Here is a 12181-nt window from a genome sequence, read left to right as displayed (position 1 = left end):
TAGGATGGGATGATATGACTACTGAGATTAAAAGGGATCTCGATACACATGGTATTTTCTTTGATTACCAGGGTAACGATTTTCAGTTTGACGGCTTGGCCGCACGTCTGCTAATGTGGGAAAAGGATATTTACGGGATAGATGGAATTGCGACGTTGTTAATTGAATATTCTTGCGGTCAGGGTTTTCTTGAGCTCTACAGAGGTAGATTTATATTTGGTAAATACAGCAGCTCTTTAGGCGACGAATGCTTTATTAAGATGCCAATCGAGGCGGCTGGCGATATTATGGAGCTTCGAAATAAATGGGATCAGCCGGTAGATTTAGAAACATTAAAAGGCTTTGATGGCGTTACAGATCTACCGCCGTACGAAGCGCTGGCAAAACAGGTAAGCTTGCCAAGTAAAGGCGTTTCGATACAGGATTATTCTATCTCGAAAGAAACTAAAACAAAAACCTTCATCGGCATTCCAACAAATATTCCCACGGGAGGCGGACCAACCAATCCTGTGCAGGGTACAATGCAATATACATTGGGCTTAAGTGCAGATAATATTTCGGAAATAGGAAGCTTTATCGTAGAATCGGAATTGCAAGAAGAAATTCACGACGCAGCAGCCGGCATACCAGGATATGTTACTGGAAGCTATCCAGCCTACTATCCTAAATATTCACCATTACAAACCAGTGCGATAATTAATTATGCACCTGATACGCCAAACTATGGTGCCGTTACAAATCCAGCTCAGGTCAATACCAATATCAGCGGAAGCATTGCTGTTTTAAACTGCTCTATTTTTCATGCAGGTATAGGTTTTTTCAAATTGCCACACAGGGAAAATGCGGATAATGGAGAATCTCCTGACGATTATGTCTATTTAGGTCACGAGTTGATTTTTGCAACGCCGTCGGGCGATTTAAACGATGCTGTCCAACCCGGCAATACAATAAGTTTTTCATTTGTTTTAAATTCTGATGTTGATTTCAATGATGGCGATCGGTTTTTTCTCATCATAGCCGTAAATGATCGTAAAACAGCAGACCAGCAGCATTACATTGAGGATAATGACGCTTTTGGATATAGCATCACAATCAATCAAAATTCTTTTTTTAAAGCGGAAAATCTATCTCGCACAACTGCCACACTCTGTAAATTGTTCATGGTTAATGAGTCAATTAGCCGTGTTGCCGAAGCTATAACAAACGGGAAAATCAAAGGCTTTAGCGACTATTTCGGAAGAACTGACAGTCTTCCATACAGCCGGCCTCAAGATGGCTGTGGCGCAATGGAGGCTATTACAAAAGGCCTTTTTATTAGGAGGCAAGAACAAAAGCTGATTGACCGACCTCCTGTTTTTTCTTTGTCATTGAAGCAGTTATTCGAAGGCCTTGAGCCGATTCATCACATCGGGTTTGGCATTGAAGCGGATCCTAACCGGCCAGGATACAATTGTCTGAGAGTAGAAAACTGGAAATACTTCTATTCCGACGAAGTTGTTTTGAATTGTAGCAATATAAATAAAATAGATCGCTCAGTTCAGGAAAATGAGCACTACAGTTTGTTTTCATTCGGGTATGAAAAATGGGAAGCAGAAGAATATACCGGGCTTGATGAATTTCTGACAAAAAGAAAGTATCGGACTACGCTAAACAGCATAAGTAACGAACTAAATAAATTGTCCAAATTTATTGCATCCGGTTATGCTATTGAGATAACCAGGCGCAAGGGTAATGATGATAGCAAGGACTGGCGCTATGATAACGACACATTCATCATCTGTATGACAAGGCAGCAGACATATAAAGTCTACTTCTTCGCAGCGGATAATAAAATGGTAGTTGAAACCTATTCCGACACTGGTATTTTTTTAGTCGGAAGTATCAGCATTTCGGGTACTGTCAGCAATAATGGAACGCGAGATATATTCGTTACAAGCATCTCCAATCCCGGGGACGGTCAGCCTTCAACAGTAACGGTAGAGTTTAGCGGGGGTACAACAGTTGATGAGTACAGTGAAACCGTTTTGTTTCCGAGTTCAAACGGGCTATATGTCGAGCAAGGAAATATCCTTGCTCCCGAAAACATCATAGATCCGAACAGTATTTATAATTACCGAATCAGCCCGGTAAGAAACGCCATGCGTTGGTTTGATCAGATTGCATCTGGCTTTAAACTGCCTGGTAAAATAATATTTACGGATGGTGATGGTAATTTTTGGGCTAAGGGCAAATACGCCGGGTCCTGCGCCTTGGAGGAAAACGCCATCGCAGAAAACGACACCATCGAAAATTCGGTTTTTGAAAATCCTGAATCTGCTGCTCCTATACTGCAGCCCGAACGTGTGGTTTTCGATTATGATTTAAGCGCCGCTGACTTCAGGAGGATTAAAGAAAATCCATACGGCCTAATTGCTTTTAGCAATGAATTCGAATCGGGACTAGGGTGGATTGACAGCGTTTCTGCAAAACATAACGAAGGAATGGCAACATTCAGATTAATTCCAAAAAAATGACAATTTTAAATCTACCTTTCAGTTTTGTACAGTTTGCGCCAATATCGCAGACGGACTATATACTTCCTTTTTTTAAAGAAAGCGACGTTTGGTTTTCTTTAATTGTCCGGGGTGCAACATTTGCGGAGGCTCAGGAGATATTTTCGGCCTCCGATACTGAAATGCAATTATTGCTACTTTCTGGCTATGATAATGTGCCGGTGTCGGTACCGAGCCAGACATTGAGAAATTACACTATCGCCGACGGACTGAAGTTCAGAAAGTATAAAGTGTCGGACACTGATATATTATTTGTTTGGCAGCATTCGTTCACCAACGTGGTAACCGGTGGATCCCTAATTGCATGTAAAGAATGCTTTCAGTTAGGGTTGCTTTTTCGTGGCACGACAATGGTTTCAAATGTATTCAAAAAGGTTTGCGACGATGTTGACACGACTTTTATTCAATATTTCAGCGAGGATAACTCATTTCAGTTCTATTACTGCAATACTGATGATTTTCAAAATCGCATCCGTATTCCAGCTTTGATCAGACGTCCTCAGATAGTCACGAATCAAAATATATATGTCAGGTCTGACGGCACTCAAAAAGTTACTAAATCAGTCAAATCAAAAGAGTTTAATATGTTGATCGATTTCGCGGATATCACCCTTCATGAAAAAATAGACATGGCCTTAAGTCACGATAAGGTTTATGTAGAAAATAGAAACTATTCAGGAAGTGTGGTCGGATATGGAAACTATAATATTGATTGGGAAGGAGCAATAAATAAATTCATGGCTCAAGGGGATTGTAAACTTCTGGTTACGCCTTATGATACTAAAAATAGCAATTGCGGCGTTTGCGGAGACTGCACCGCGGTTGCAATTTTAACCAGCTCTCTTCCCAATGCAGAGGCTTCCGATTTGACTTATAACGAGTATATCGAGCTTTCCGGATCCGGCCCGTTTAATTTGTCAAATATTGTGGCACCGGCTTGGCTTACTGTATCGTTAGACGGTAATCGAATATTGTTGTCTGGTTCCATTCCACAGGAAGACGGCGTGCATGACGTGGCGTTTGATATCAGCAATTGTTTTGGCGTAAATACAGAATCATTCGCATCTACTATAACAGTAAGCTATATCGATCCGCCTGAACTGTTTATTAATGACATAACATCAACAAGCGCCGATCTGGCATGGCCGGCCGAGGAAGGCGCGACTGGGTATGAAATTTTAGTTCGATTATACATTAACCCGACTGAATCAAATGCTAAGGTCACGCTTAGCGGCTATCCTGTAATCGTCACGGGAATTACTCATGGATTAACAGGTCTGACAAGTGGATCATTATATCAAGTCTCAATAAGAACAATTGTTGGTAGCTCTACTTCTGATTGGGAAATACAAGATTTTTCAACTTTGTAAACAAAAACAAATGCCGAAAGTAGCTATTGATAAACTGAAAAATATATTTGCCGGAGCCGAGAAGCTGCCGATTTTTAAAGAAAGCAACGATCTCTATAATGCTATTCGCACGCATGCAAATGGAGAATATCCAGAAGCGTTGATTGACGAACGCCGTCCATCTGAGCCCGAAGAGATAAAAGCGTATCGCAAAGCTGTCTACAAGCCAGTTACAAAAAAAACCGTTTCGCGCGTATTTTCTTCCCTCGGAAAAATAAGACGAAGCGCTGATTACATGATCGATTATCCGGAGAAATCAAGTGCAAAGATTGTTGACAGCGAGTCGCTCAAGCAATACTGCGAATACAATCTTGGCGGTTTTGTGTCTATTACGAATTGGGCGTTCGATATATTATTGAAACAAAATCTTATCGACGCTAATGCTGTGGTTGCGGTAATTCCATTTAGTGCAACCACAAATGAAGCAGAATATTTAAAGCCGCTGCCGATTCTTTTCAATTCCGACCAAGTTTTTTGGCTGGATGAAGAATTTGCCGTTTTGCGGAGCAAACTGCAGGTGAATGGGCAAAATGAGTTCTACTATATCGACAATCGGGAAGTGACGGTTTTTTCTCCAGTCTCTGGAGGTTTTACGGTTAAAAACACAATACTTAATCCATTTAACGAAATGCCGGTTTTTCGTGTTCGTGCCGAGTATTACAAACAGATGGATCGCCATATAATTAACCGCTCTCGGATCGACTCTATGGTCCCATTTTTAGATGAAGCGATAGCAGAATATTCTGATTTAAAAGGATCTAAGATTCAACACCTCTACCCGCTATTTTGGTATTACCAAAATGAGGAGTGTAAAGCCTGTAGCGGGGTTGGATCTGTACCGGGAGAAAATGGTAAAACAGAATGTAAGTCATGTGGTGGTGACGGGAAAGTTAAATTTTCTCCGTTTGCACACTTAAAAGTTCAGGCTGCGCAGCTCGGTCAACAGCAACTTCCAACACCACCGGCCGGTTATATTGCTAGAGATACTGTGATTTTGGAGCTTCAAGAAAAAAGTTACCGCGGTCATTGTTTCGAAGCGTTAAGCGCTGTAAATATGCAGTTTCTTGACCAGACGCCGCTATCAATTTCGGGAGACGCGAAACAGGTGGATCGAGAAGAGTTGAACAATTTTGTTTACAACATCGCCGAGGATATAATTTTTTCCATTGACAAGGTTATCCATTTTATCAATGAGTGGAGATATTCTTTTATAGTTCCTGACAGACAAAAACGATTAAAGCAGTTGCCGAAAGTTCCGGTACCGCAAAACTTTGATTTGCTGCCTGAAGATTATTTAATGAAAGAGGTGACCGATGCCAAAAGCGGAAAAATAAATCCTCTACTGGTGGCAACATTGGAGCAGCAGCTTGCGGCTAAAAAGTTTTACAATAAGCCCGATCTGGCTCAAAACATTGATTTGATGTTTGACTTAGATCCGCTTCCCGGCTATTCAGTTGATGATAAAATGGCGCTGTTGACTAATCAGGCCATCACAAAAAAAGATTTCATTCTTTCCTCTTATTTGGCGTCATTTATAAAGCGAGCAATCAGGGAGCACCGAGAATTTTCTACGATGGATTATGACGGACAAATGAAAATCCTCATGAAATATGTTGATGAAAAGGAGAAGGCAAATGATGAGGTTGCGGCAATCCAGAATGACGTCCGCGAAAAAATAATGTTGGAAATGAATGGGAAAGAAGCTGAAACAGCAAATCAGTAATGAGCGATTTTAAGGATATTTTAAAAATTATGGATGAGGCCATAGAGGCCTTTGAAAATGCCGTGCCCGGCGTGCAGGAAAAATCTTTAGAGGAGATTATTAATCTGACAAAGGAACTTGAAACCAGAAACGGTAAGATAATTAACTCGGTTAAAAATTTACGGCTGATTGGTCAGATAAAAACTAAGCTAAAAAGGGCTACCCTTTCGCAAGAATACAAAAAAGCTGTCAAAAGTTTTGTCGCGTCTTTTGAAGCGATTTCAGCTTTGCAGATCAGTTATTTCAAGCGGTACGTCCCGAAGTTTGAACCAGAAAGAAAACTCGGAGTTATCAGAGAGTATGCCATTGACCAAACGATATATGATCTAATGGGACAGGGTATGGATAGCCAGGTAGTCGAACCAGTAACATCGATTCTACGAGACAATATCACCTCCGGAGGAAGCTATGCTAAATTTCAACAACAACTAGCGGACTATCTGATCGACAATGCATCCGGAGAAGGGAGATTGATGCGATACACTAAACAAATTACCACTGATGCAATTCATCAATACAGCGCCCAATACCATGAAGCAATAGCTCAGGATCTTGGTTTTAAGTGGGGCCGGTATGTTGGAAGCGACATCGAAACCACTCGGGAATTTTGCGACCTCATGACGGATAGAGATTATTTCCACGTTTCTGAGCTTTCAGAAATATTAAAGGGCCATATTGATGGCCGCAAGTGTAAGTTGAGTAAAACAACGGGATTGCCCGTCGGGATGATTCCGGGAACAAATACCGATAATTTTAAAATAAGAAGAGGTGGATATAATTGCCGGCACGGGGTTTATATGATTCCCGAATCGGCGGTTCCTGAAAACATTAAAAGCCGATTGAAAAAATAATCAGTCTTTTTTGTTTATTTCCCTTTTCAGGTCAATCATCACAGGTGGCCGGTCCCGGTGATGGACACACCCGAAATAATTTGAGGTGAAAATAACAGCATTTTCCCCATCGTTCTCCAGGTGCTCAATTTGAACATCCATTTCAACATTTACGCTCCTGCATACAGCCGAAACGCTTTGACTTCCAGTAATAGGATCGCCCCAATAGATACAGGTTTTGCAGTAATTACCCACCAAACAAAGTTATCCTTTTACTTTCAGATATGCTTCTTTAAGAAGATGGGTGATAGTTTCGCTTTTTGAAACTTTACGCTTTCTCTTTTTTGTGAGCTCCAGCTGTTTATCCAAAATAAGATTTTCTATCTCGTCTGGTACAGGCTTGTAGTTGATATTTCCCATGTATCAAAAGTACAGAAAATACAAATAATGTAATCAAATGAATTTAATAATTATCAAAATGAGTTTAATTTTATTCCAAGTTTAAGAATATTAAAAAAGTCAAGACATGGCAAATGTTCTAGTAGTACGCAAAACAGATCGGACAATTCACGTTGTACCCGTTGAGCAAGAAGCTTTTTACAAGTCAATGAATAACCGATTAAAAGCCAATGATCGAATGGTTCTAGAAGTTATGAGCGAAGAGGAAGCTAAAAAACTACCATTCTACGACAAAAATTTTAAAGGCGCCGGCGCAGCAAATGCTGAAATCCGAGAAAAGGACGAAAGAATTGCTGAATTAGAACAAAGGCTTGCAGCCCTGCAGGGTGGAGGTAAGTCGGAAGAAACCGCCCAGGAGAAAATTGCCAGAATTAATGCCGCTACTTCGCTAGAAGACGTGATTTTAATTACCGGCGACGATGAACGCAAAACAGTAAAAGATGCGGCTGAAAAGAAGGCAGCCTCGTTTCAATAGTAAAATCGCGGAGTGGCGCAGTTGGTAGCGCGTGTGACTCATGATCACAAGGTCGCCGGTTCAAGTCCGGCTTCCGCAACCAAGAGAACAAAAGTTCTAACACAAAAAATCTTTTATGCCTAAATTAGGAACACTTTTAGAGAAATTATTTAAGAAAGTAGGTATCGAAATTACCGACGAACTGAAGTCCTTAACTGACTTGGAAAATGAGGTCGGCGAAGATCAGTTCAAGAAAGTAGATGAAGGGTTGCTTTCTATTACTGCTGCTAAAAGCCATCCTGACGTATTGAAGCAATTGCGCCAAAACATTCTCGGCGTTGCAGATACGCAAATGGACAATCTGATTTCCGAATTGGGTATTACAGTTGGAGAGGATTTTGCAAACGAAAAAAACACCTACGAAAGAATTTCTAAGTTGGTAAAAGCTGCTGCGGCCGCACAAAAGAAAGCGGGTAAACCTGATGGTGATTTTGCAGCTAAAGAGGCCGAGTATAACAAACAGCTAAAAGATTTAAAAGATCTTCTTGCCAGTAAAGAAACTGAGTTCAAAACTACAAGGGAGACTGATTTAACGTCATTCGAACTTCAAAAAATACTTTTAGGTAAAGATTATGTCTTTCCTAAAGAAATGGACCGCTCCATCGCAATTCAAACGGCGCTTGCAGCTGTCAATAACGATCTTCTTAAAAAAGGATTCAATATCAAAAGAGATGAGTCCGGCCAGTTGGTAGTCGTAAATAAAGAAGGCTTACCGGCTTTTAATTCTTCAAATGAGGCTGTAGAGCCTAACACTTATATCGATGGCGTTCTTGCGCAAAACAAATTGTTGAAGGTGTCTGATCCTAACCCTCAACCTCCACAACCAGGATCAACCGGAGTTACAATACCTGGCGGAAACAAAAACGTATCGATCGTTAATGATATCGATGCGCAATTGGCCTCTATGTCGTAATTGTGATTCAATATCCACAATAATTCTTTTCAATCTTTTACAATGGCAAAAGGTTTGGCGCAAGCCTTAGTGATAAGCTCACGAGAAGCTTTCAGGGGAGCTACGCCTATGGATAAAATTACTCCATACGGTTACATGCAAATGCTGCTTGAGAATAAGCCCCCAACAGTAAAATCTTATGTAGATGACGGTAGCGGTTATCTACGTGACGTAAAAGTTCGCTACATGCAAAGGGGTACTCCCGGCAAATCAGTAACTACGGATGATTGTTCTATTCAGGTTCGCACAGCTTATCTGGATTACGACGTTCCGGCCACTCAGTTTCGAGCTCTTGGTATCGCATTCGAAGACGATCAAATCGCCAAATTCGAAAAAGATGCGTTAGGGATTATGAATGTTGGCGGTCCGGCCACACCAATCATGCGTGAGGTTTGGGACGCGATTATCAGTCAGGCCAACGGTCTTTTCGCTGATATCAACAATGATTTGCTGGCTATTCAGGCGGCTGCTTTTGGTACCAACGTTCGTGCTGGTTCAAATGCAGCTCAAACCATCAATTTTGTATTAAACGGAACTACTAACCCGCTGACTCAGGGTATGACGCAAGTTATGGCTGATGCTCAGATCAACGAAAGTAAGTTGCAAGGTGCAAAAATTGTTGGCTCTGGTTTGGTTCACAATTATAGCTTGCAACAAGTAGCTAAAAGCTACGATCAAAGCGGTGTGAATACTCGCCTGTTAGGGTTCCCAGAATTCTTTTATGATCCTTACGCGGCAACTGCCTGGGGTGCTAATCAGTTCGCATTGTTTGAAAAAGATGCCGTTCAACTGGTTAATATCGCTCGCTTCCGCGGATCAAAATCAGGATTGAAAGGTGGTGATTATTTCTTCACTTTGAAACTTCCTGTTGAAGATTCAATCGGCCAAGGAACTTACCGAGACTTCGAATTTGACGTGCAGTTGACATACAGAACCTGTCCTGGTGAAGTGCAAATTGGTGCTTTCGACGAAACTACCAATCCGCCCATCCAGCTGGGAAGAGGTTGGAATATTATCCTGATGAGTTCTTACACTCAGCTGAATATTCCTGCGAACTCTTATGCTACTGGAGATCGCCTGTTTGGAAACAACGGTACATATCGTTACACAGCAACAAACTCTTAAGGATAAGAAGATGGATTGTCTTCAAAATAGAATTGGCATTTCCGGTTGTGGCAGCACGCCGGATGCCATTCTTTTAGTAAATCAACTTCCCGGCGTTACTACTGATTTTATCAATGCGTTGATAAATGACGATCAGGAGACTTTTTTGGGTCTATGGGAGGATATCAAGCTTCGTGTAATTAAGAAGTTTCAGATCCTTGTTAAAGCTCAATTTAACCGGTGTTTTACGATTACGGACAATTCAATACTGGAATGTTTGGTTTGCGAAAATAAAGAGCTCTTTGACGTTGCGTTGTGGTATTTACACGGCACTGAGTTAATGATCGAATGCACTTCCGGAGATGTTTTCAGCCAATACAATACAATTGGTTACGATAAAGCCGAAAAGTTGAAGATTGAATTCTATGGTGAGTTTCAAGCCGCGCTCAATGATGCCGTAATAGGAATTGATCCACAAAAAAGCACTTGTTTTCCCGATGTTGTTTCATGTTCGGGTGATGCATTAAAATGGGATTTTGCCTGTTTATGATCGACGTTACAAGTAATATGGGTGAAGTAATTATCGGCCTTCAATCTAAAATTGAGGGACTTAAAAACCCGGACGGACTACTTCGTACAGTAGCCCTTTCCGTTCTCCCGGAGATGAGAAAAAGAGTACACGTTGAAGGCAAGGATAGTACAGATTCTCAAATTGGAACATATTCCTCAGCATATATGAAAGTCAGAACTGGGGATTACGCCAACTCTGATCGAGTAATTAGAGGAAAAAATAAAGGCAAGGTTAAGAACGCAGGCTATTTTACCAAAGGACAAAATGCCACTTACGATGTTAAAACGCAAAAAGCGAATCTAGCGCGGCCGAATTATCGCAGAGGTTCAGATACAAAAGTAATTCTATCTCTCACTTCTCAGATGGAAAATGACATGAGTGTTATGGCAACATCGGACGGATACGGCATCGGATATAATAATCCATTTAATTTGAAAAAGGCCCTCTGGAATGAAGAGCGATATAAGAAAAAGATTCTTTCTGCTCTTTCGCAAGGAGAGGTTGAATTGGTAATAACCGTGGCCGAAAATTACATAGAAGAAAACTTAAAATAATTATGCCTTTCAGTCCTCAAATAACAAATCATATTAATGAGACTTTAAAGGCTGGTTCTTTGAATAAAAGTAAGCTGCAGCCGCTGAAATTGTATGGACTCTGCACGACGATCGCACACAAGGAAGACGACAATGTCGCTTTTCTACCAGCGGTAGTTGAGGCTGGGAAAATTACAATACTTACGGCGGACGATAAGCATGCTTTAAAAATTTATCACAAAATCTTATCAAAATCGTACAGCGTTGAAAGGCAATCGTTCGGAGACGAATCGAGTTACAAAAGCACAACAGACGTACAATTGATGGTTTACAACAATTCAAAAATTACTGGTGTTTCAAAATATATTATTGAGCCGCTTCTTGTTTTTGGATTTCCTCAACAGCTGAGCCCACAGCTTAAAAATAATTTGGGTCTCACAAAATGCACGATTAGCGTGACCGGCTCCAACTTCGATTCGGTTTCCCTTTTTCGGCAAGAGTTTCCGGGAGCAACATATTTTCTAAATCAAAATATTGAATTGCTGCAAATAAGATACAGAATTGAAACAATATTTAGCACCGCATGCGTAGACGCGTGTTTGTGTAACTAATCAAAAATTTTTACAATGCCTTACTACAATAATCTTGATTGCGCTGGAAGTGAATTTGCACACGTTCATGCGCCTTGCCCTGGAGGAAGGGAACCAGAGTTCGGCCGCGTTCGGCAGTCTGGGTTCATAAAAGAAGGATATCTTTCTACGATCATAGCAGCTGCTGTAAACCTATCCACATGGCTGACTGCCTGGGAAACCGGCATTGCTGCTGGAGATATAATCGTTCTTCCAGAAACTAGCGGATCCTTCGATCCCGGAACTCCTGCGGAGCTTCAGGGATTTGGAGATCGACCCTCTAGCAATGGACCTCGCACACAGGTTCTTAGCGTTAATGATCCGGACTATAAACTGAATTACAATTTTTACAATGATCTCGCTAACAGAACAGATCTTGTTCCGTTCTATGTAACGAGCACATTGATTCACATTTTTGATAAGGCTTGCACGGCTTATGCCAGCAATCCGGTAGAAGATGATCTAAATGCTCAAATAGTTTGGAATTTTCAAGCTACTGTGATCAGTGAAAACTTGCCTCAGTTTTACCCGGTTGAAACAATTAAGCCGGCGATCAAATACACCCCAACAACTACTCCGGTTGTTTATAACACAATTCTTGAATTTTCGGCAGATACAGAAGACACTGGAGCGTCTGTTACCGCTACGGTAGCCGAAATTGATGAGGATGTAGAGTTTCAATTCAATTCTTTAACTGGTACTACTGGCACAGCTGTAACAATGGCTGTTTATGTAGGTGTTACACAGGAATTGACAGTATCCTTCCCATCTGACTACATCGGTCGGCCGTTCCGATACATCGATAAAGAAGGCGTTAGCCATGTCGGAGTATTCACAAACGGAAATGTAAACTTCTAATGATAAGG

Annotated in this window: 10 protein-coding genes and 1 tRNA gene; all 11 read left to right on the top strand. The window is 41.1% G+C overall.

What is annotated here, in order from left to right; genetic code table 11:
* Positions 1-113: 113 nt before the first annotated feature.
* Positions 114-2513 (top strand): hypothetical protein, encoded by a 2400-nt coding sequence (locus tag ABDK00_RS14065; RefSeq protein WP_346236747.1) that lies wholly within the window; start codon positions 114-116, stop codon positions 2511-2513.
* A complete protein-coding gene (locus ABDK00_RS14060) occupies positions 2510-3922 on the top strand; it encodes a fibronectin type III domain-containing protein (RefSeq protein WP_346236748.1) in 1413 nt (470 codons plus the stop codon). The genes ABDK00_RS14065 and ABDK00_RS14060 overlap by 4 nt, the downstream gene beginning before the upstream one ends.
* A 10-nt stretch (positions 3923-3932) precedes the next feature.
* Complete coding sequence (locus ABDK00_RS14055; RefSeq protein ID WP_346236750.1) at positions 3933-5684, top strand: hypothetical protein; 1752 nt, start codon at positions 3933-3935, stop codon at positions 5682-5684.
* The gene (locus ABDK00_RS14050) at positions 5684-6574 is read left to right on the top strand and encodes a hypothetical protein (protein WP_346236751.1); all 891 of its coding nucleotides are present in this window, start codon (positions 5684-5686) and stop codon (positions 6572-6574) included. The genes ABDK00_RS14055 and ABDK00_RS14050 overlap by 1 nt, the downstream gene beginning before the upstream one ends.
* 505 nt (positions 6575-7079) lie before the next feature.
* The gene (locus tag ABDK00_RS14045; RefSeq protein WP_346236752.1) at positions 7080-7487 is read left to right on the top strand and encodes a hypothetical protein; all 408 of its coding nucleotides are present in this window, start codon (positions 7080-7082) and stop codon (positions 7485-7487) included.
* Between the two features lie 6 nt (positions 7488-7493).
* Positions 7494-7569, top strand: a tRNA-Met gene (locus ABDK00_RS14040).
* A 33-nt stretch (positions 7570-7602) separates the two neighbouring features.
* Positions 7603-8439: a hypothetical protein gene (locus ABDK00_RS14035; protein WP_346236753.1), complete on the top strand. Its 837-nt coding sequence runs from the start codon at positions 7603-7605 to the stop codon at positions 8437-8439.
* Between the two features lie 42 nt (positions 8440-8481).
* Positions 8482-9603, top strand: a complete 1122-nt coding sequence (locus tag ABDK00_RS14030) for a hypothetical protein (RefSeq protein WP_346236754.1) — start codon at positions 8482-8484, stop codon at positions 9601-9603.
* The gene (locus ABDK00_RS14025) at positions 9560-10132 is read left to right on the top strand and encodes a hypothetical protein (RefSeq protein WP_346236756.1); all 573 of its coding nucleotides are present in this window, start codon (positions 9560-9562) and stop codon (positions 10130-10132) included. Before ABDK00_RS14030 ends, ABDK00_RS14025 begins: the two co-directional genes overlap by 44 nt.
* A 17-nt stretch (positions 10133-10149) precedes the next feature.
* Positions 10150-10707, top strand: coding sequence for a hypothetical protein (locus ABDK00_RS14020; protein WP_346236758.1), 558 nt, complete (start codon positions 10150-10152; stop codon positions 10705-10707).
* Between the two features lie 605 nt (positions 10708-11312).
* Complete coding sequence (locus ABDK00_RS14015; RefSeq protein WP_346236760.1) at positions 11313-12173, top strand: hypothetical protein; 861 nt, start codon at positions 11313-11315, stop codon at positions 12171-12173.
* Positions 12174-12181: the final 8 nt, after the last annotated feature.

It is taken from the genome of Niabella insulisoli (genome assembly GCF_039652435.2).
In the GTDB taxonomy this organism is placed as follows: Bacteria; Bacteroidota; Bacteroidia; order Chitinophagales; family Chitinophagaceae; genus Niabella; species Niabella insulamsoli.
Note: the sequence above shows the minus strand (reverse complement) of the source record. Positions and strands in the feature narration are given on the sequence as shown.